This window comes from Mycobacterium sp. ITM-2016-00316 (assembly GCF_002968335.2).
In the GTDB taxonomy this organism is placed as follows: Bacteria; Actinomycetota; Actinomycetes; order Mycobacteriales; family Mycobacteriaceae; genus Mycobacterium.
This window is the reverse complement of record NZ_CP134398.1, coordinates 2712948-2733605: the sequence shown is the minus strand read 5'-3', so window position 1 is coordinate 2733605 and position 20658 is coordinate 2712948. Positions and strand designations below refer to the sequence as shown.

General features: G+C 68.7%; 18 protein-coding genes. 4 read left to right on the top strand and 14 right to left on the bottom strand.

Annotation, left to right across the window (positions count from 1 at the left end; all coding sequences use genetic code 11):
- Window positions 1–87: 87 nt before the first annotated feature.
- Genes meaB through mutA form a run of 3 tightly spaced genes read right to left on the bottom strand, consistent with a single transcriptional unit; the run spans window position 88 to window position 5146 of the window.
- A complete protein-coding gene (gene meaB, locus C6A86_RS13205) occupies window positions 88–1065 on the bottom strand; it encodes a methylmalonyl Co-A mutase-associated GTPase MeaB (RefSeq protein ID WP_105364128.1) in 978 nt (325 codons plus the stop codon).
- Window positions 1066–3315: a methylmalonyl-CoA mutase gene (gene scpA / locus C6A86_RS13200; RefSeq protein ID WP_105364127.1), complete on the bottom strand. Its 2250-nt coding sequence runs from the start codon at window positions 3313–3315 to the stop codon at window positions 1066–1068.
- 1 nt (window position 3316) lies between these two features.
- A complete protein-coding gene (gene mutA / locus C6A86_RS13195; RefSeq protein WP_233213064.1) occupies window positions 3317–5146 on the bottom strand; it encodes a methylmalonyl-CoA mutase small subunit in 1830 nt (609 codons plus the stop codon).
- 173 nt (window positions 5147–5319) lie between these two features.
- Here mutA and C6A86_RS13190 point away from each other — a divergent pair, with 173 nt between their 5' ends.
- Window positions 5320–6054, top strand: a complete 735-nt coding sequence (locus C6A86_RS13190) for a TVP38/TMEM64 family protein (RefSeq protein WP_199196256.1) — start codon at window positions 5320–5322, stop codon at window positions 6052–6054.
- A 3-nt stretch (window positions 6055–6057) separates the two neighbouring features.
- Here C6A86_RS13190 and C6A86_RS13185 read toward each other — a convergent pair whose 3' ends face one another.
- The 3 genes from C6A86_RS13185 to C6A86_RS13175 form a co-directional block, all read right to left on the bottom strand.
- On the bottom strand, window positions 6058–7347 hold the full coding sequence (locus C6A86_RS13185) for a hypothetical protein (RefSeq protein WP_105364125.1): 1290 nt from the start codon (window positions 7345–7347) through the stop codon (window positions 6058–6060).
- Between the two features lie 201 nt (window positions 7348–7548).
- Window positions 7549–8784, bottom strand: coding sequence for an SPFH domain-containing protein (locus C6A86_RS13180; protein ID WP_233213063.1), 1236 nt, complete (start codon window positions 8782–8784; stop codon window positions 7549–7551).
- Between the two features lie 36 nt (window positions 8785–8820).
- Entirely contained in the window at window positions 8821–9252 is a 432-nt protein-coding gene (locus C6A86_RS13175) for an NfeD family protein (RefSeq protein WP_105364124.1), read from the bottom strand.
- 58 nt (window positions 9253–9310) lie between these two features.
- Here C6A86_RS13175 and C6A86_RS13170 point away from each other — a divergent pair, with 58 nt between their 5' ends.
- A complete protein-coding gene (locus C6A86_RS13170; RefSeq protein WP_105364123.1) occupies window positions 9311–10159 on the top strand; it encodes a hypothetical protein in 849 nt (282 codons plus the stop codon).
- Here C6A86_RS13170 and C6A86_RS13165 read toward each other — a convergent pair.
- The 4 genes from C6A86_RS13165 to C6A86_RS13150 are packed head-to-tail and all read right to left on the bottom strand — an operon-like array spanning window position 10134 to window position 13727.
- A complete protein-coding gene (locus C6A86_RS13165; RefSeq protein ID WP_105364122.1) occupies window positions 10134–11165 on the bottom strand; it encodes a ferrochelatase in 1032 nt (343 codons plus the stop codon). The genes C6A86_RS13170 and C6A86_RS13165 overlap by 26 nt on opposite strands.
- An 11-nt stretch (window positions 11166–11176) precedes the next feature.
- On the bottom strand, window positions 11177–11986 hold the full coding sequence (gene inhA / locus C6A86_RS13160) for an NADH-dependent enoyl-ACP reductase InhA (RefSeq protein ID WP_105364121.1): 810 nt from the start codon (window positions 11984–11986) through the stop codon (window positions 11177–11179).
- A 19-nt stretch (window positions 11987–12005) separates the two neighbouring features.
- Window positions 12006–12770, bottom strand: coding sequence for a 3-oxoacyl-ACP reductase FabG1 (gene fabG1, locus C6A86_RS13155; RefSeq protein ID WP_105364120.1), 765 nt, complete (start codon window positions 12768–12770; stop codon window positions 12006–12008).
- Window positions 12771–12824: 54 nt separating this feature from the next.
- Window positions 12825–13727 (bottom strand): AraC family transcriptional regulator, encoded by a 903-nt coding sequence (locus tag C6A86_RS13150; protein WP_199196255.1) that lies wholly within the window; start codon window positions 13725–13727, stop codon window positions 12825–12827.
- Window positions 13728–13845: 118 nt separating this feature from the next.
- Between C6A86_RS13150 and C6A86_RS13145 the strand changes: the two genes are divergently transcribed.
- Complete coding sequence (locus tag C6A86_RS13145; RefSeq protein ID WP_311101178.1) at window positions 13846–14928, top strand: aldo/keto reductase; 1083 nt, start codon at window positions 13846–13848, stop codon at window positions 14926–14928.
- A gap of 150 nt (window positions 14929–15078) precedes the next feature.
- On the top strand, window positions 15079–16683 hold the full coding sequence (locus C6A86_RS13140; RefSeq protein ID WP_311101177.1) for a DUF222 domain-containing protein: 1605 nt from the start codon (window positions 15079–15081) through the stop codon (window positions 16681–16683).
- A 6-nt stretch (window positions 16684–16689) separates the two neighbouring features.
- Here C6A86_RS13140 and C6A86_RS13135 read toward each other — a convergent pair whose 3' ends face one another.
- The 4 genes from C6A86_RS13135 to ripB all read right to left on the bottom strand — a co-directional run bounded on the left by C6A86_RS13135 (window position 16690) and on the right by ripB (window position 20658).
- Window positions 16690–17697: a VWA domain-containing protein gene (locus C6A86_RS13135; protein WP_105362050.1), complete on the bottom strand. Its 1008-nt coding sequence runs from the start codon at window positions 17695–17697 to the stop codon at window positions 16690–16692.
- 102 nt (window positions 17698–17799) lie between these two features.
- Window positions 17800–18750, bottom strand: a complete 951-nt coding sequence (locus C6A86_RS13130) for a DUF58 domain-containing protein (protein ID WP_105362049.1) — start codon at window positions 18748–18750, stop codon at window positions 17800–17802.
- Entirely contained in the window at window positions 18747–19883 is a 1137-nt protein-coding gene (locus tag C6A86_RS13125; protein ID WP_105362048.1) for a MoxR family ATPase, read from the bottom strand. The genes C6A86_RS13130 and C6A86_RS13125 overlap by 4 nt, the downstream gene beginning before the upstream one ends.
- Before the next feature lie 136 nt (window positions 19884–20019).
- On the bottom strand, window positions 20020–20658 hold the full coding sequence (ripB, locus tag C6A86_RS13120) for an NlpC/P60 family peptidoglycan endopeptidase RipB (RefSeq protein WP_105362052.1): 639 nt from the start codon (window positions 20656–20658) through the stop codon (window positions 20020–20022).

The window sequence follows — 20658 nt, the reverse complement described above, 5'->3', positions numbered from 1 at the left end:
AATTTACCTCGCCGTCTGGCTAACTAGCGAGGGGCGTTACCTATCCGTAAGACCAGGGGGGTTCCCAAAACGGTAACCTTGCCCAGCTCACCCGTCTGCGGCGTCGAGGATCTGCTGGGCCGCCAGCGCCGGGGTCAGCTCGCCATCGCGCACCTGACGCTCCAGCTCGGAACGGATGCGCTTGACCTCGGGATTGCCGAGCACCCGGTCCAGCACCGTGTCGCGGACCATTGCCCACGTCCAGTTCACCTGCTGCTGACGACGACGAGCGTCGAACTCCCCCGCATCGGTCAGTACCTTGCGGTGCTTCTCGACGGTCTCCCACAGCTCGGCCAAACCATCGCCGGTCAAGGCGCTCATGGTGAGAACCGGTGGCCGCCAAAGAGTTTCGCGCGGGTAGATGAGGCGCAGCGCGCCCGTCAGTTCACGCGCGGCGGCCTTCGCCTCGACGGCATGCTCGCCGTCGGCCTTGTTGACCACCACCACATCGGCGAGCTCGAGAACGCCCTTCTTGATGCCCTGCAGCTGATCGCCGGTCCGGGCCAGGGTCAGGAACACGAAGGTGTCCACCATGTCGGACACCGTCACCTCGGACTGCCCCACCCCCACCGTCTCGACGAGGATCACATCGAAGCCGGCCGCCTCCAGCAGCACGATCGTCTCCCGCGTCGCGCGGGCCACACCGCCCAGGGTGCCCGAGGTCGGCGACGGTCGGATATAGGCGTCCGGGTGCACAGCAAGCTTGGCCATCCGGGTTTTGTCGCCGAGGATCGATCCGCCGGTGCGGGTCGAGGAGGGATCGACCGCCAGCACGGCCACCCGGTGCCCGGCCTCGATCAGGTGCATACCGAGCGCCTCGATGGTCGTCGACTTCCCGACACCCGGCACACCGGTGATGCCGACGTGGACGGCACCACCCGCTTCGGGCATCAGCTCCAGCAGCAGCTCCTGGGCCTGCCGCCGGTGATCGGCGCGCGTCGACTCGACGAGGGTGATCGCCCGCGCCAGGCCGGAACGGTCACCGCCGCGCACCGCCGCGGCCAGTTCGGCCACTGAAGGGCTCATCTAGCTCAGGGTGTAGCCGAGTCGGTCGGCGAGCTTGTGCAGCAGACCGATGGCGGCATCGGCGATCACGGTGCCCGGCGGGAAGATCGCGGTCGCGCCGGCCGCGTAGAGCTCGTCGAAGTCACCAGGGGGGATCACGCCGCCGACGACCACCATGATGTCGGGACGACCGACCTCGGCCAGTGCGTCGCGCAGGGCAGGCACCAGCGTCAGGTGGCCGGCGGCCAGCGAGGACACCCCGACGACGTGCACGTCGTTGTCGGCGGCCTGGCGCGCCACCTCGTCGGGGGTGGAGAACAGCGAGCCGACGTCCACGTCGAAACCGATGTCGGCGAAGGCGGTGGCGATCACCTTCTGGCCGCGGTCGTGACCGTCCTGGCCCATCTTGGCGACCAGGATGCGGGGCCGGCGGCCATCGGCGTCGGCGAAACGCTCCACCAGATCCGTTGCGGTAGCCACATTCCCAGCCTTCCCGACCTCATCGCGGTAGACCCCGGCAATGGTGCGGATCTCGGCCTGATGCCGGCCGTACACCTTCTCCAGGGCGTCGGAGATCTCGCCGACGGTGGCGTGCACGCGGGCGGCGTTGATGGCCAGCGCCATCAGATTGTTGTCCAGCCCGTCGGCGCCCGCGACACCGGTGGCCGCTGCGGCACGGGTCAGTTCGGCCAGTGCCGCCTGGGTCGCCGCCTCGTCGCGGTCGGCGCGCAGTTGCGCCAGCTTGGCCAGCTGCTCGCTGCGCACCCGGCTGTTCTCGACCTTGAGGACCTCGATCTCCTGATCCTCGGCCACCGCGTACTTGTTGATGCCGATGACCGGCTGCGCACCGGAATCGATGCGCGCCTGGGTGCGCGCAGCTGCCTCTTCGATGCGCAGCTTCGGGATGCCCTCACCGATGGCCTGGGCCATGCCGCCGTACTCGGCGACCTCCTTGAGGTGGGCGCGGGCCTTCTCGGCGAGCTGATGGGTCAGCCACTCCACGTAGTACGAACCGCCCCACGGGTCGATCGGCCGGGTGGTGCCGGACTCCTGCTGCAGCAGCAGCTGGGTGTTGCGGGCGATGCGCGCCGAGAAGTCGGTCGGCAGCGCCAGCGCCTCGTCGAGGGCGTTGGTGTGCAGCGACTGGGTGTGGCCCTGGGTGGCGGCCATCGCCTCGATACAGGTGCGTGCCACGTTGTTGAACGGGTCCTGAGCGGTCAGCGACCAGCCCGAGGTCTGCGAATGGGTGCGCAGGGACTGGGATTTGGCGCTCTTCGGGTCGAACTGCGCGACCAGCTCGCTCCACAGCAGCCGGCCGGCGCGCAGTTTGGCGACCTCCATGAAGAAGTTCATCCCGATGCCCCAGAAGAAGGACAGCCGGGGCGCGAACTTGTCGATGTCCAGCCCGGCGTCCAGCCCGGCCTTGATGTACTCGACACCGTCGGCCAGCGTGTAGGCGAGTTCCAGATCGGCCGTGGCACCGGCCTCCTGGATGTGATAGCCCGAGATCGAGATGCTGTTGTACTTCGGCATCTTGGCGCTGGTGTAGCCGAAGATGTCGGAGATGATCCGCATGGAAGGTTTCGGCGGATAGATGTAGGTGTTGCGGACCATGAACTCCTTGAGGATGTCGTTCTGGATGGTCCCGGCCAGCTTCTCCGGCGGTACGCCCTGTTCCTCGGCGGCGGCGACGTAGAGCGCGAGGATCGGCAGCACCGCACCGTTCATCGTCATCGACACCGAGACGCTGCCCAGATCGATCCCGTCGAACAGCTGGCGCATGTCCAGGATCGAGTCGATGGCCACACCGGCCATCCCGACATCGCCGGCGACCCGGGGATGGTCGGAGTCATAGCCGCGGTGGGTGGCCAGGTCGAAGGCCACCGACAGACCCTTCTGGCCGGCGGCCAGGTTACGCCGGTAGAACGCATTCGACTCGGCGGCGGTGGAGAACCCGGCGTACTGCCGGATGGTCCACGGCTGGTTGACATACATCGTCGGATACGGACCTCGGATGAACGGCGGCTCGCCCGGGAAGCTGTCCAGCGGGTAACCGGCCGCCACCGCATCATCGCGATCGGCACCGATGAACACCGGTTTGACGTCGATGCCCTCCGGGGTCGACCACACCAGCTGCTCGGCGGTGTAGCCGTGCGCGGCCGCGGCGATGCCGATCTGCTCGGTCACCGCACCGGGCGTCGGTGTCGGGCCGGTGCCGCCGTGCAGCGGTACGTCGGCGAAGCTACCGAGGACGGGTTTCGTGGCGGTCATATCAGGCCCCCAAACGGGTGAGCAGGGTCGCCAGCGCCTCGACGGCGTTGATCTTCGCGGTCAGGTATTCGTCGGGGCGGGCGGCAGCATCACCGATCGCCTTCTCCGGCCCGGCGAGATAGATGTGTGCCACCCCGGCATCGCGTGCTGCGGCGACGACGGCTTCCGCCTCGCTGCCGTACCGGGCGTCGGTGCCGCAGACCACCACCGCGCGGCGGCCGTCGACGGCCGCCGCGACCGCGGCCGCGTCCACCGTGCCGGGGTTGACGGTGTCGATGCCGCCGGAGGCCAGCAGGTTCGACGCGAAGGTGGTCCGGATGTTGTGTTCGGCGAGCGGGCCCAGCGGGAGCAGCACCGCCTCGGGCCGTTTCCCGTGCTCGGCCAGGTAGGCATCCGACCGGTCCCGCAATGCCTCGAAACCGGACGCGTAGCGCACGATGCCTGCGGCTTCGCCGGTGTGCGGCAGCGGCTTCTCCCCCAGGTTCGGGAACTCGTTGACACCGGTGAGCGAGGTACGGCGGTGCGCGATGTCGTCGGCGCGCTGGTCCCGCACCGCGGCGATCTGCTCGGCGAGGTGATCGCGGGCCGCCTCGAATCCGCCACGCGACTCAAGCTCTTGGAAATGCGCCCAGGCCTGTTCTGCCAGCTGCGCCGTCAGGTCCTCGACGAACCACGAACCGGCCGACGGGTCGAGCACCCGGCCCAGGTGGGATTCCTCCAGCAACAACAGCTGGGTGTTGCGGGCCATGCGTCGGGTGAAACTGGTTGCGGTACCGGGCAGTCCACCGGGAATGGCGGCATCGAATGGCGCCACCAGGACGGTGTCGGCACCACCGACACCGGCGGCGAACGCGGCCAGCGTGGTGCGCAGCATGTTCACCCACGGATCGCGCTGGCTCATCATCGGCGCCGAGGAGACCGCGTGCACCACTGCGGCACCCGCCGCACCGTCACCGGCGACCTCGGCCACCCGAGCCCACAGCCGGCGCGCGGCGCGCAGTTTGGCGATCGTCATGAACTGGTCGTCGTCGGCGGCGAAGCGGAAGCTGACATGGCGCAGGGCGTCGGACACCGGCACACCGGCCTCCGTCAGCAGGCGCAGGTAACTCACGCCGGCCGCGACGGCCCCGGCGAGCTCCCAGGACGCGCTGGCACCGAGGTTGTGCAGGGCGGGGCCGTCGACCGTGACGGCCCGCACCCCGGTCTGACCGGCCGTACGCACGGCGATCGCGGTGACATCGTCGACACTCGCCGCCGCCCGTCCGCTCAGCGGCGCGGTCAGCGGGTCGGCGCCCAGATCCAGCGACAACCGGCCGCGCTGTTCGTCGTCGAAATCGGAGATCAGCGCCAGCACGGCGTCGGCGGCGGCGACGTATTCGGCACCCGCGTCCAGCACCACCGGCACGAGATCGAGGTACACGCCGTCGAGCAGCCGGTCCAGCTCGGCCGGTGCCACCCCAGCGGGCTCGCCCACCCGCAGCACCAACGCGCTGGTGCCCTCGGTCAAGGCCAGCAACAGCGCTCCGTTGGCCTCCGAGGTTCCGGAAGCCGTCACCGGGAACTGCTCGGCGACCTTCCAGCCGCTCAGCACATCGCGGCGCGCATCCCCGCCCCGGGCGAACGGCCACTGCCCGGGCAACGGCGACTCGGGTACCGCGTCGAGTGCGGTGTAGAGCGGCCGGACCGGGAAGCCCTCGTAGGTCGGCGAGTCGAGCAGCCGTTCCGGTTCGGCAGGCAGATCCGCGGCGTCGCGCCGCAGACTCTTCGCCAGCACGCCGGCCACGCCGGAGCGCCAGCGCTCGCGATCCGATTCAATGACGCTCGAGGACACTCGCCGCTCCTGGGTTAAAAAGCGTTGTCTGACTTAGTTAGATTAGCCAGCTGTGACTGGCCTCTTTCACCTGAGGCTAAATGATCGGTATCACGGCAGCGTACGGCGGGCAAAAGCTACTGAGCAGTAGCGTTGTCGGCGGCACCGGCCCCCGCCCCGTAGGGTTGGGAGACGTGAAACCCGTCGTCACCACGTTGCGCACGGTCTGGACCGCAGTGACGTCGACGGCCACCCAATTGCCCCGGCGTCGTGTGGTGGGCATCGCCGCCACAATTGTGATCCTCGTCGCAGTCGCGATTCTGGTGCCGCTGCCGAGTGCGATCCAGCTGCGCGACTGGGCGAGGGCGGCCGGCCCGTGGTTTCCGCTCGCGTTCTTCGCCGCCCACATCGTGATGACGGTTTTCCCGTTTCCCCGGACCGCGTTCACACTCGCGGCCGGCCTGCTCTTCGGGCCGCTGGTGGGCGTCAGCATCGCGGTCGCCGCGAGCACCCTCAGCGCCGTGCTGGCCGTGATCCTGGTGCGGGCGGCCGGCTGGCAACTCAGCCGACTGACCCTGCATCCCCGCGTCGAATCACTGGACGCCCGGCTGCGCGACCGTGGTTGGGTGACGGTGTTGTCGATGCGGATGATTCCGGCGGTGCCGTTCGCGGTGCTCAACTATGCGGCGGGTGCGTCCGCGGTGCGACTGCTGCCCTATTCGGTGGCCACGCTGATCGGCGTGTTTCCCGGGACGGCGGCGGTGGTGATCCTCGGCGATGCCCTCACCGGCAATATCAGCCCGCTGTTGTTCCTGGTGTCGGCGTGTACCGCCGGCGTGGGACTCGCCGGGCTGGTCTACGAGATCCGGGTGCACCGCCGGTCGCAGGGCGAACGCTCGACCGGCGACGAACCCGCCGTCAACGGATAGCGCTCAGGCGGCCTGTTCGAAGGAGCTGTCCACCAGACGCAGCCGGCCGGCCGTACGGGCCGCCGCGGGGCGCTTGGTGTGCAGCGTGATCATCGAGCCCGAGCGCACCACGCCCATCGGGCCCGACCCGGCGAAGCGCGCAATGCCCGCCACGCGGATGGCCCATCCGGCCTTGGCCTGGCGGTACCCGATCCGGATGCCGAGCGCGCAGATGACCAGCAGCCCGCCCACGCCGGGCAGCGCCACTGCGGCGAGCGTCGCGATCGAGATCGGGACCAGCAGCGTGCTGACCGCACGATCGAGGAATGACTCGGGCGCACCCGAGGCCGTCAGGCCGCTCACACCCAGCGGCGCGGTGGTGACCGCGGACATCTGCTCGACGCTGACCGGGGTGACCGGGGACGGCGCGGGCGCGGCCGGGGCAGATGCGACGGCACCGGCGCCGAGTGACGTGGCCGGCGCCTGCGGCAGCAGCAGCCCGGGCAGATCGATCGGTCCGGTCGGCGCCGTCATCGGCCGCGCGGCCGGCGCCACGCCGATCGGGGTGACGGGCGGGGTACTGACGTCCATCAGGGCGCCGAGCTCGCCGGGCAGCGCCGCGATGGTGCCGACCGACGTACTCACCGAGGTCAGCATGAACTCGATAGTGTTGATGACGTCGGAGACCGGTGTGGTGGAGCCGGGCAGTCCGGCCAGCAGGGTGGGCACCGCCGTGGCCGTCTGCTGCGTCGAATTGAGCACCGAGACAACGGTGTTACCCACCGTGTGCGCCACCTCGGGCAGCTTGTCGTAGCTCAGCGGAGCCTTGACCGACACCGGACGCGCCGGCGGCGGGCCGGCCGGTTTGGCGGGCTCGGGGGCGGTCGAGTTGTCGGCCACCGGCGCGGTCTGCTGTCCGGGAGTACCCGCCCCGGTATCGGTGCCGGCCGTCTCGGGCGCCACCAGCTCGAGGTCGGTCGGGCCGGTGGAAGAGTCCGGAACGGTCGGGATGGTGGTGCGCGGGCGGCTACCGAAGCCGGGTTGGGGTCGCTGTGCCCTCCACGGGCTGATCACACTGCGCACGCCGGTCATCGACTGCCGCATCGTGGTGCGCAGACCTGCGCCGAGGTCGTTGCCGGGTTTCGCGGTACCGCTGTTCGTGCCGGAACTCTCGCCCTGCCCGGCGCCGGTCGAACCCGAGGTGCCGGTCCCGGAATCGGTGTCGGCCACCGCCACGGCCACGGGACCACCGATCAACAGCATGGTGGAGAGCATGCCGGCGCCCACCGCGCTCCGCACGCACGCCTTGCTCATCGCGTCCCCGTCATCACGTCGCCATTTCGTTTTCGCACCGGCAAAAGACCCTGCCCACGGCCAGCAAATCACCGATATGCCATTAGAACATGCAATAAGTCCTTGCGGCAGGAAAAAATGTTCGACCCCGTCAATCCATCAGGAAAATCTCAGGCGTCGACCACGCAATCACGTGGTGTATCGCCGCACGCGGTGCGTGCGTTACGGGGCGCGGTGGGTGCCACCGGGCATGCCGGGTGTCCCGGGAGCTCCCGGCGGACTCGTCGGGGCGTTCAACGCCTGCGACTGGGTCGGCGCCTCGACGGATGCCCGGGATTCCGATCCCATCGGCGCAATGGGCTTACGCGCCTCGGCCTCGGCGCGTGCCACCGCCTGGGCGATCTCCGGATCGGTTTGCGTGTTGAACCAGTCCGCAACCTCTTCGGCGTCGTCCGCCGCGGACGACGGCGAGTCCTCGACCGGCGACGGGGTGTAGCGGAACACACCGTCCTCGCCCGGCGCCCCCAGCAGCTTGGTGAAACCCTGCAGCGCCGAACCGAAATCGCTGGGCACCAGCCAGACCTTGTTGGCCTCGCCCTTGGCCATCAGCGGCAGCGTCTGCAGGTACTGGTAGGCCAGCATCTCCGGGGTAGGCCGGCCGTTCTTGATCGCCGCGAAGGTTTTCTCGATGGCCTTGGCCTGGCCCTGGGCCTGGAGGTAGGCCGCGGCGCGTTCGCCCTGGGCCCGCAGCATGCGGGACTGCCGGTCCGCCTCGGCCGCCAGGATCGCGGCCTGCTTGGCGCCTTCGGCCGACAGGATCTGGGCCTGCTTCTGTCCCTCGGCCGCCTTGATCGCCGCCTCCCGGCTGCCCTCGGCGGTCAGGATCATGGCGCGCTTCTCGCGATCGGCGCGCATCTGTTTTTCCATCGAGTCCTGGATCGACGGCGGCGGGTCGATGCTGCGCAGCTCGACCCGGGCCACCCGCAGGCCCCACCGGCCGGTCGCCTCGTCGAGCACCCCGCGCAACTGGCCGTTGATGGAATCGCGCGACGTCAGCGTCTGCTCGAGGGTCATCCCGCCGACGACATTGCGCAGTGTGGTGGTGGCCAGCTGCTCGACGCCGACGATGTAGTTGCTGATCTGGTACACCGCCTTGGCCGGGTCGGTGACCTGGAAGTAGACGACCGTGTCGATATTGACCGTCAGGTTGTCCTCGGTGATCACCGGCTGCGGCGGGAAGGACACCACCCGCTCCCGCAGATCCACCCGGGCACGGATCTTGTCGACGAACGGCAGCAGCAACGTCAGTTGCCCGGACACCGTCTTGCTGTACCGGCCGAGGCGCTCGATCACCGCCGCCTCGGCCTGCGGGATGAGCGCCACCGACTTGGCGACCACCACCACGGCGAAAATGACAAAGACCACGAGCAGCACGAGACCTACGTATGTACCGTCCATGACGACTCCCTCCAGATCCAGTTCGACTGCTGTAGCTCACATGGCGCGGTAGACCACCGCGGTGGCCCCGTCGATGTGCACGACGGTGACCTGATCGCCCGGTTCGAACACATCGTCGTCGTTGAGTGGGCGTGCCGTCCACACTTCGCCGTCGAGCTTCACCTGGCCGTCGTGCCGGGACACCTGCGAGAGCACCAGCGCGCCCTTGCCCTCCAGCGCCTTGGCCGGGTCCGGCAGGCCGGTGCTCGATGACATCCGCCGGCGCAGCACCGGCCGCACGAGGACGAGCAACAGCACCGAGATGACCAGGAACACCGCGCCGTCGGCCCAGATCGGCCAGTCGAAAACGAATGCCGCACCGGCAGCCGCGAGCGCGCCACCACTGAGCATCAGCAGGAAGAGGTCACCGGTCAGCGCCTCGGCGCCTGCCAGTCCCAACGCTGCGACCAGCCAGATCCATGGGGGCATGGGTGTCAGCGTAGCGAATCCGGCCGTATGAGCGACCGACAACTACACTCCCAGAACTATGTGGTGTCCGAGCGCTTCGCTGACGGTCTGGGTCAACGCCTGGCTTGCGGGCGTTGCCGCGCCCGACGACGTGCTCGACGCGCTATCTCAATGGGCACCAAAGCATTCCGTCACCGCCTACGATTCGGTGGCAGCGGGCTCCACCGGCCTGCCTTGGCCGGACCTGTTTCACTCCGGAACGATGTCGCTGTTGCAGACGATGCGGACCGCCGCAGGCCCGCCGCAGGGCGCTCCGCCGCTGACGCTGGTGTTGCCGGTCCCCGGCGATGTGCGCGGCCTACCACCGGACACGCAGTTCCAGCGCGACGCCATCACCATGGGCGAGGCGATCATCGTCGGCCAGGATCCGCGTCGGTCGGTCGGCATGGTCCCCGAGTATGACTACGAGGACGTCGACGATCCGGACTTCGATCCCGACCCGGTCTCGCTGGCGTGGACGGTGTATTCGGCCGGGACCGCGGCCGTTGTCGAGCACAGCGATCTCGGCGACGCCGAGTACACGCTGAGGTCCGCGGTGCGTTCGGCCGCCGATGCACTCGGCGCATTGAGCGCCGGCATCGGCGCCGCGGACATCGATGACCCGCGCGGCATGGTCGAACAGCTGCTGGAGGCAACCAGATTGCACCGGCTGCCCGATCATGCCCCCGAACGCGCGTTGCGGGTGCTGGAGAACGCCGCGCACGTGGACGCGATCATCACCGCCAGCTCCGGGCTGATGCCGATCGGGCTTCAGACCAGCTCGGAGATCCGCATCGCCTCGGACACCCTGCGGCCGTTGGCCTCGGTGGTGCGCACCGCCAGGCTGGCCGCGATCAGCGCCATCATGTACTCGGCCTGGGAGCGCTGACCGGCTCGCAGGCCGGTGTGCAGAACGCGCCGTTCACGCTGCTCCCCTGACCCGGAACCGGTTGCGCGCCGGCAACTCTGACGGCCTCGCCACCCATACGGAGTTCGTCGATCAGCCCGACGACCAGTTCGGCGAAACGTCGTTGGGCGTTGGGCGTGCTGGCCCGCGCCAGTGCCACGCCGGCAGCGTCGGCCTGTTCGGCGAGTTCGTTGTCGAGATCCCACACCACCTCGATATGGTCGGCGACGAACCCGATCGGACACGCGATGACGGCCTTGATGCCCTGCCCGGCGAGGACGTCGAGGTGGTCGCCGACATCGGGTTCCAGCCAGGGCACCTGCGGCGGGCCGGATCGGGACTGCCACACCACGTCGAAATCCTGGTAGCCGGCCGCGGCGGCCACCAACCGTGACGCGTAGCGGACCTGACGCTCATAGAGGTCGGTGCCGCAGCGCGCGGCGGCCCGCAGCGGTATCGAGTGCGCGGTGAACACCAGCCGCGCCCCGGGGCGCAGGTCCTCCGGAAGCGTCTGTGCGGCATCGGAAATGGCGTCGGCGAACATCTCCACGAACAGCGGATGGTCGAAATACTGGCGCAGCTTCACCAGTTCCGGCGCGGACTCCCCGACCGCCAGACGCGCTCGGGTGATGTCCTCCTGGTACTGCGCACACCCGGAGTACCCACCCCAGGCCGAGGTGGAGAACACCGCGGCGCGCCGAACACCGTTGTCGCGCATGGCCGCAACGGTGTCCTCGACGTAGGGCTCCCAGTTGCGGTTGCCGAAGTACACCGGCAGGTCGGTGACCGCCTCGATCTGTTCGATGAGCGCGCGGTTGATCCCGTTGATCGGCGAGACTCCACCGAAGTGCTGATAGTGCTCGGCCACCGCTTCGAGGCGCTCGCGCGGGATACCCCGGCCCCGGGTGACGTTCTCCAGAAAAGGCATCACCTGCTCGGGGCCCTCCGGCCCTCCGAAGGAGAGCAGCAGCAGGGCATCGAATTCCACGGCCGACCCCGCTATAGCAGCTGGGTGTGGGCGCCGCCGTCGGCGTAGATGATGGTGCCGGTGGTGGCGGGCAGCCAGTCCGACAGCAGTGCACAGACCGTCTTGGCGACCGGGGTCGGATCCTTCATGTTCCAGCCGACCGGCGCGCGCTGATCCCAGCCTTCCTCGAGCAGACGCATCTGGTCGCCGGCCTCCGCGCCCAGTGCGCCACCGACGATGGCACTCATGGCCAGGGTCCGGATGGGTCCGGCGGCAACGAGATTGGAGCGCACGCCGAACGGTCCGGCCTCACGGGCGACAAAGCGGTTCACCGACTCCAGTGCGCTCTTGGCGACCGTCATCCAGTTGTAGGCGGGCATCGCCCGGGTCGGGTCGAAGTCCATGCCGACGATGCTGCCGCCGCTGTTGAGCACCGGCAGGGTCGCCTTGGCCAGCGAGGCGTAGGAGTACGCCGAGATGTGGATGCCCTTGGCGACATCCTCGTACGGCGCGTCGAAGAACGGGTTCACACCCATTCCGGTCTGCGGCATGAAACCGATGGAGTGCACTACGCCATCGAGTTTGTTGCCCTCACCGATCACCTCGGTGATGCGACCCGCCAACGAGTCGAGGTGCTCGGAATTCTGCACATCGAGCTCGAGCAGCGGCGCCGGGTTGGGCAGCCGGTCGGCGATGCGCTGGATCAGCTTCATCCGGTCGAAACCGGTCAGCACCAGTTCGGCGCCGGCCTCCTGGGCCTGCTTGGCGATGTGGAACGCGATCGAGCTGTCGGTGATGATCCCCGTGACGAGGATCCGTTTGCCTTCGAGAAAGCCTGTCATGTGAAAGTCCCTATCTCTTCTAGTGGCCCATGCCCATACCGCCGTCGACGGGGATGACCGCGCCGGCGATGTAGCTTGCGTCTTCGGATGCCAGGAAGCTGACCGCCCCGGCCACGTCCTCGGCGGTGCCGACCCGCTTGGCGGGGATGAACTCCAGTGCACCTTCCTGGATCCGCTCGTCGAGCGCGCGGGTCATCTCGGTGTCGATGTAGCCGGGGGCCACGACGTTGGCGGTGACGCCGGCCTTGGACAGCTCACGCGAGATGGACCGCGCCATGCCGATCAGACCGGCCTTGGCGGCCGCGTAGTTGGCCTGGTTGCCGATACCCCACATACCCGAGACCGAGCCGATGAAGATGATCCGGCCGAAACGCTTGCGCTGCATGCTCCGCGAGGCCCGCTGGGCGACCCGGAACGCACCGGTGAGGTTGGCGTTGATGACGTTCTCGAACCGTTCCTCGGTCATCCGGATGAGGAACGCGTCCTGGGAGATGCCGGCGTTGGACACCAGCACCTCGACCGGCCCCTGGTGTTCCTCGACCTCTTTGAACGCGCGGTCGACTGCCTCGCTGTCGGTGACATCACAGACGACGCCGAACAGACCCTCGGGTGCCCCGGAGCCGCGGTGGGTCACCGCGACCTTGTGCCCGTCGGCGGCCAGCCGCTGCGCGATGGCCAGGCCGATCCCCCGGTTCCCCCCGGTGACCAGCACCGAACGGGACACGAAGGACGGACGGCCTGCGGGTGCTGCGGCGGCACTTTCCGTGGCGGCAGTATCACTCATGACCGCCAACTTATCGTCTGACCGGCGCGGTCCCGAAATCGCATCGCCGCGAGCTCACGGAAGATGGGCCGCGGTCATACCGTGGGCGGCGCTCAGGCGCGCCGCGTCCCGGCCGGGTGGCGCACCGAACATCCGGCGGTACTCCCGGCTGAACTGGGTGGGGCTGTCATACCCGACGAGGTGGCCGATACCCGCGATATCGCCGGGTTCGGCCACCAGCAGCGCACGGGCCTCCTGCAGCCTGATGTGCTTCTGGAACTGCAGTGGGCTCATCGCAGTGACGGCGCGGAAGTGCCGGTGATACGCCGACGGACTCATTCCGGCCATCGCGGCGAGGTCGGCGATGCGCAGCGGTTCCGCGTAGTTTTCCCTGATCCACCGGATCGTCGGGTTGATGTGGGCCAGACCGCTTCCCGCCGAACCGATCTGGGCCACCACCTCGGCGTGCGTACCGCGCAGCAGCCGCCACAGGATCTCCTGCTCGATCAGCGGGGCCAGGACCACGGCGTCGGCGGGACTGTCCAGCAACCGCACCAGCCGCAGCACCGCGTCCAGCAGGTCAGGATCGGCGCGGCCGGTCGCCATGGCGCTCTGCGTGCCGGGCCGGCGCCGGGCGCCGCTGCCGCGCAGCAACAACTCCGCGATGGCCGGCGGCCGCAACACCAGTCCCACCGCCAGTGCCGGTGCCTGTGCGGAGCACTCGATGAAGTGTCCGCTGACCGGGAGTTGCGCGGTGACCACCAGAATCTCCCCGCCGCGGTACTCGAAGACGCGGTCCCCGAGCAGCAGACGCTTGCCGCCCTGGACCATCACCACCAGCAGCGGTTCGGTCAGCGAGTACTCCGGCGCGGTGTCGGCGACGCTGGACACCAACAGTCCGTCGATCGCGGTGGTCATATCCGGCCGCGCGTGTGCGGTGATGAGCGCGGCCAACTCGGCCAGCGGGTTGCCTGACACAGCCCGATAGTGTCAAAGTTGGCAGGATCAGGCAAGAGTTGAGCAGGATCGGTCTACCGAGCCGGCGGCGCGCAGGGTTGCATGGGAGCAGTACATCCCACACTTCCAAGGAGCACCCATGACACTCGAAACCTATGTCACCCTCGGTCGGTCCGGGCTGCGTGTCAGCCCATTCGCGTTGGGAGCCATGACCTTCGGGGAGGATCCCGGGGGCGCCGGCTGCGATGTCGCCGAAGCGGAGGCCATCCTGGACACCTACCTCGGTCGCGGCGGGAACTTCGTCGACACCGCCAACTTCTACACCAACGGGCACTCCGAGAAGATCCTCGGTGACTACTTTCACCGGCACCCGCTGCGGCGCGATCGTGTCGTCATGGCCACCAAGTTCTTCACCAACATGACCCCCGGCGATCCCAACGGTGGCGGGGCCGGGCGACGATCGATCATCACCCAGCTCAAGCAGAGCCTGCGCCGGCTGCGGACCGACCACATCGACCTGTACTGGCTGCACAACTGGGACCGGCACACACCGATCGAAGAGACCATGCGCACCCTCGACGACCTGGTCCGCGCCGGCAAGATCCGCTATCTCGGGTTCTCCAACATCCCGGCCTGGGTCACCGCGCAGGCCCAGACCATGGCGGCGCTGAGATCCTGGACCCCGCTGATCGCCCTGCAACTCGAATACTCGCTGCTGGCCCGCGATGTCGAGGGCGAGGCAGTGCCGCTGGCGCTGGACCAGGACCTCGCCCTGGTGACCTGGAGCCCGCTGCGCAACGGCTTCCTGTCCGGCAAGTACCGCCGTGGCAGCGATGTCGGCGATTCCGCGCGTGCCGCCTTTGTGGGCGCACCGAGCGACGCCGAGTACGACGTCATCGACGCGGTGGCCGCCGTCGCCGAAGAGCTCGGCACCACGGCCGCCGCGGTCGCGCTGGCCTGGCTGCGGTCGCGGCCCGGCACCGTGGTGCCCATCGTCGGCGCCCGCCGACTGGCCCATCTGGAGAGCAACCTGGCCGGCCTGGACGTGGAGTTGGACGCCGATCAGTTGCACCGCCTCGATGCGGTGTCCCGTTTCGCCATGACCCATCACCCCGCCATCGAGGACTCGCTGCGGATGGCACTGCAGTTCGCCGGCACCACGATCGACGGCGCGCCGACCGGCGAGTACCCGCCGCTCCAGGCCGGGACCGCGCGGTATTAGCCCGGGGGTATGGACCGTCGAACCTCGAGGCGCTAAAAGCGGCAGCCAGACCCGCAACGAGCTTCGCGGCCGTTCGTCGCGCATTTCCGATGAGTCAACGCGGCCAAACTTCCGTTTTCCGATGTCGGGGTCGCGAGTAGTATAGAACACATGTTCGAAGGTTTGGATCGTGGCGCACTCGCCGGGTTGAGCGATGAGGCGCTCATCTCCGCGGTCACCACCATGACCCAGACCGAGGCTATGGCCGCCGCGCAGCGGCTGGCCCTGATTGGCGAAGTGATCGCCCGCCAGTGCGATGACGAGGATGACACTGTTGCTCATCAGGTGATCGATGGCTGGGCGTGGGCGCAGGCCGCGGTCGCGGCGGCCTGCAACCTCAATCCGTATGCGGCGTCCAAGCAGATGCGCATCGCCCAAGCGTTGCGTGACCGGCTACCCCGCACCGCGGCCCTGTTCGCCACGGGAGTCATCTCGGCGTCGGTGATCGATGCGATCACCTGGCGCACGCATCTGGTCGTCGACGAGGACGCGCTCGGGTTGATCGACGCCGCGATTGCCGGTGAAGCGGGCGAGTACGGGGCGCATTCGGAGAAGCAGTTGATCGGGGCGGTGGATCTGTGGGTGGAGAAGTTCGACCCCGAAGCCGTCGTGCGCTCCCGGCGGGCCGCCAAGGACCTCTACGTCGAGTTCGACGACAAGGACGACCCCAACGGTGTGGCCTCGTTCTGGGGACGGCTGCGCATCACCGACAAAAAGATCCTGGAACAACGCCTCAACGCCCTGGCCGACACCGTCTGCTCGAATGATCCGCGCCGCCGCGGGGAGCTGCGTGCCGCGGCCCTGGCTGCACTGGGTGTGGTGGGGCCTGCGCTGGAGCGCCTCACGTGCCTGTGCGGGGACGCCGGCTGTGCGGGCAGCGGGAAGGACCCGCGCGCCGGCGCGATCACCATCTACGCGCTCACCGACCAGGAGCCCGCCGCCAGTGAGAACACCCCGCGGCAGACCAGGCCCGGCGCTGCGGGCACCCCAGACTCCGAGCCCGCGGAGACCGAGCCGCCTGAGACCAAGGAGACCGAACCCGCTGCACCGGAACACGAGCCGCAGACCCCCGCGGCGTCGGGTGATGAAAAGGCACCCGCGGCGTGCAACCCGAGCCCCGGGGTGATGCTCGATGGCGACATCATCCCGGCCGCCATGCTCGCCGAACTCGTCGCCGGCGGCGCCACCATCAAACCCCTCGCCGAGATCGCCGATCTACCCGCCGAACCCCGATACCGGCCGTCGGCCTCTCTGACCGCGTTCGTCCGGATGCGCTCGATGACCTGCAGCTTCCCCGGCTGCAACCGGGCCGCACACCGCTGCGACCTCGACCACCTGACCCCGTGGCCGGCGGGAGCCACCCATCCGGGCAACCTCGGGCCGCTGTGCCGTCTGCACCATTTGGTCAAGACTTTCGGTGGTTGGGAGCCCACCGCGAAACCCGACGGCAGCATCCACTGGACTGCACCCACCGGGCACAGCTACCAGAAAGCCCCCGGAGCGGCAATCTTGTTCCCGCACTGGAACATTGACACACCCATCCCCCGAAAACGCGCGATCACCCTCATCGACGACAACGACCGCGACACCAAGATGCCGCTCCGACAACGCACCCGCGCCCAAGACCGCGCCCAACGCATCAACACCGAACGCGCACGCAACCAACTCCAACGCGCCCTCGAACGCGCGGAAAGTGACAGCGACCCGCCCTTTTAGACAGGACTAGCCCGGCAGTCGACGGTTGATCAGCAGCGCGGCCAGCGCGGCCAACGCCAACACCAGCGCTCCGAGGCGCAGCCAGCCGACGCTGGCGTCGCCCTTGATGGTCTCGTAGCCGATCTGCTGCTGCAGCGAGCTGAAGACCTCTTTGAGCTGTTCAAGGCTGGACGCGGTGAACGCCTCACCGCCGGAGAGGTCGGCGATCTTCTTCAGCATCTCGTCGTCGACGGGCACCGGCTGACGCTGTTCGTTGATCTCGACGTAGCCGTACGGGGTGCCGAAGGACACCGTCGAGATGGGCACGCCCTGGTCCTTGGCGGTTCGGGCCGCGGTGTAGGCGCCCTTGGGGTTGTCCGGGTTAGACGGCACCGTCTCCTTACCGTCGGACATCAGCACGATGCGGGCCGGCGGGGGCTCGTCACCGCCGCCGATCACCGCACCGACGGTGGCGACCGCCTGCAACGCGGTGAAGATGCCTTCACCGGTGGCGGTGCGGTCGGCGAGCTGCAGCTTGTCGATACCGTTCTTGGTGGCCTCACGGTTGGTCGTCGGCGAGACGAGCACGGTGGCGGTGCCGGCGTAGGCGATCAAGCCGAGGTTGATCCCCGGGGTCAGCTGGTCGGCGAACTGCTTGGCGGCCTCCTGGGCGGCGACCAGCCGGCTCGGGGCGACATCGGTGGCCCGCATCGACTGGGAGACGTCGATGACCAGCATCACCACGGCCCGGTTGCGCGGCACCCGCACATCGTTGGTCGGTCCGGCCATCGCCACGGTCAGCAGGACCAGGGCGGACACCAGCAGGATCGCCGGCAGGTGCCGCCACCGGGTGGGCTGTTTGGGCGCGACCTTCTCCAACAGCTCCATGTTGGCGAAGCGCAGGATCCGCTTCTGGCGGGCCCGTTGGACGACAACGTAGAGGCCGACCAGTCCCAGGACAGCCAGCAGGAAGAGGAAGAACCACTTGTGTTCGAAGCCCGACAGGCTCATCGGTCCGAGCAACGGCAAAGTCATGTGCAGCTTGTCATTTCGGTGTCGTAGTCATCAAGCACTCATCGGCTCTGTTCGCTCTTCGCGCAAGCGCTCATCGGAACTTTCTCCTCTTCGCGCAAGCGCTCATCGGCCGCCCGCCAGGGCGCCCCGGCGGCGATTGGCCACGAACCGGACCACATCGGCGATCCAGTCCCCGTCGGTGCGCAGGGTCAGCAGCGGCGCGCCGCAGCGCCGCAGTGTGCGGGCGACCTCGTCACGGTGCGCCGCGGAGGCGCGCGCGAAATCGTCGCGCAACTTCTCGTCGATGGTGAACTCGCGAGTCACCCCGGTCTCGGTGTCCTGCAGGATCACATCGCCGATATCGGGCAGTTCGACATCGCGCGGGTCGATGATCTCGATGCCCAACACCTCGTGGCGTCCGGCGATCGCCCGCAACGGCCGCATCCAGTCGATCGGCCCCAGGAAATCGCTGATGATGACGGCCATCCCGCGCCGGCGTTCCGGGCGGCGCAGCGCGTCGATGGTCGCGGCCAGGTCACCCCGCACCCCGGGGGGCGCCTGCGGGGTGGTGGCAATGGCCCGCAGCAGTTCCTGTTCGTGCAGCCGGCCCGACAGCGCAGGCACCCGCCGCAGGGTGTCGCCGTTGGAGATCAGCGCGCCGATCCGGTTGCCGCCGCCGCTGTTGAGGAAGGTGATCGCCGCAGCGGCGGCCACCGCCAGATCCCGCTTCTCACAACCCGCGGTGCCGAAATCGAGACTGGCCGAGACATCGACCACCAGCCAGGTTTCCAGCTCGCGGTCGGCGATCATCTGCCGGACATGCGGATGGGTCGTGCGCGCGGTCACCGACCAGTCCATCCGGCGCACATCGTCGCCGGGCTGATACATCCGCGATTCTCCCGACTCCGAACCGGGACCGGGTATCAGGCCGAGGTGATCGCCGTGCAGCACCCCGTCGAGCTTGCGGCGCACCGTCAGCTCGAGCTTGCGCAAGGCCGCGGTCAGGGCAGGGTCGCGGATCTCACCACGCTTGAGCGAGGGGAGGTCGACCGCGCGGCGGCCGGAGCTGGTCACCGACCGCCGGCCGCCGCCGCGGCGGGCACCCCGGGAGGCGCCGAATGACCCTGCTGCGGAATCGCATTCACCTGCGGCAGACCGACGGTCTGCATGATGCGGTTGATCACCGTCTCCGCGGAGACCTCATCGGCCAGCGCGTCGTAGGTGAGCACCAGACGGTGCCGCAGCACGTCCGGGATGACCTCCACGACATCCTGGGGCACGACGTAGTCACGCCCGCGCACCAGCGCCAGCGCGCGGGAGGCGGCGATGATGCCCAGCGAGGCACGCGGCGACGCGCCGTAGGCGATCCACGACTTGGCGTCGGGCATACCGAACTTCTCCGGCTCGCGGGTCGCGGTGACGATGCGCACCACGTAGTCGACCAGCGCGTGGTGCACGAAATTGTTGGCCGCGACCTCCTGCAGGCGCAGCAGGTCACCGGTGTTCAGGATCTGCTTGGGCTCCGGCGGTTTGACGCCCATCCGGTAGATGATCTCGCGCTCTTCCTCCGGCGACGGGTAGTCGACGTTGAGCTTGAACAGGAAGCGGTCACGCTGCGCCTCGGGCAGCTGGTAGACACCCTCCTGCTCGATCGGGTTCTGGGTGGCCATCACCAGGAACGGCGACGGCAACGGGAACGTCTTGCCACCGATGGAGATCTTGCGCTCGGCCATGACCTCCAGCAGCGCGGACTGCACCTTGGCCGGGGCGCGGTTGATCTCGTCGGCGAGCAGGAAGTTGACGACGACGGGGCCGAGTTCGATATCGAACTCTTCCTGGCCCTGCCGGTAGATACGGGTACCGACGATGTCGGTGGGCACCAGGTCGGGGGTGAACTGGATGCGGGCGAAGGTGCCGCCGACCACCTTGGCGAAGGTCTCGACCGCCAGGGTCTTGGCGACGCCGGGCACACCTTCGAGCAGGACGTGGCCCTTGGCGAGCAGACCGACCAGCATGCGCTCGAGCAACAGGTCCTGACCGACGATGATGCGCTTGACCTCGAAGAGGGCCCGCTCGAGGGTATGGACCTCGTTCTGCAGGTTCGCATTGGCGGGCGGAGCGCTCTGCGTGCCGGGCGGGTAACCCTGCGTCGGGGCCGGGCCTGCGTAGCCTCCGGCGCCCTGCGGCGGCCCACTCGGTGACGTCATCTAGCTTCCTCCCACGATGGTTGTCGTACAAACTCGCTGGTATTCGCCGACGTCCGCCGAGGCGGCGGGGCGTCCGCCGTCAACTATTCCAGGCAGTTCGGAATCCGTCGACGTCGCCCGCCCGCCCGCCGTGGCGTCAGGACTCGATGATACGAACCAGGTGCGGCGACATCCCCGCGGTGCGCAGCGGGCTGACGGTCACCTTCTCGGCGCTGCCGGAGGCCTCCAGCATCTTGCCGCCGCCCAGATAGATGGCCACGTGCTGGCTCCCGCCGGGGCCCCAGAAGATGAGGTCGCCGCGCTTGGCCTGAGACGGTTGGATCGGGCGGCCGGTGTTGTACTGGTCGCCGGAGTACTTCGGGATCTGCACGCCGACGCCGGCGAAGGCGTACCGGGTGAAGCCCGAGCAGTCGTAGCCCATCTTCCCGGCGTCGTAGTCCACGCCGGGTCCGGGGCCGGTCAGTGTGCCGCCGCCCCACGAGTAGGGCACCCCGATCTGGGATCCGCCGCGGCGGATGACGTACTCGATGGCGGCCGGGCCGCGCACGCGGGCACCGGTGGGCAGACCACCCGCGGCCGGTGTGGGCGCCAGCCCGATGGTCTGCAGGAACTTCGAACCCAGGCTCTGCGTGGTCTCCAGCGCGATCTTGCTCACCTGGAACGACGCGTTCGCGATGGCCACCGGGTCGCCGGGAGCACCGGAACTGGGGACGGCGGGCAATGTCGGATCCCACTCCGGGGCAGCCGCGGCCGGGGACGCCGCGCCGAGCGCCAT